1 protein-coding gene is annotated in these 232 nt (G+C 40.9%); it reads right to left on the reverse strand.

What is annotated here, in order from left to right:
- Window positions 1–232, reverse strand: a 232-nt coding sequence (locus tag G6042_RS00105) for a hypothetical protein (protein WP_169522297.1), incomplete at both ends; no start/stop codon positions are given.

Here is a 232-nt window from a genome sequence, read left to right on the forward strand (position 1 = left end):
TAACAAGCCAATGTTGGTTGAACTGGTTGTGTACCTGTAACATCCCATTGACACGTAGTCGTATTGAATGTAGCTGTTTCATAACAAGCCAATGTTGGTTGAACTGGTTGCGTACCTGTAACATCCCATTGACACGTAGTCGTATTGAATGTAGCTGTTTCATAACAAGCCAATGTTGGTTGAACTGGTTGTGTACCTGTAACATCCCATTGACACGTAGTTGTATTGAATG

This window comes from Flavobacterium solisilvae, from assembly GCF_012911605.1.
Lineage (GTDB): Bacteria > Bacteroidota > Bacteroidia > Flavobacteriales > Flavobacteriaceae > Flavobacterium > Flavobacterium solisilvae.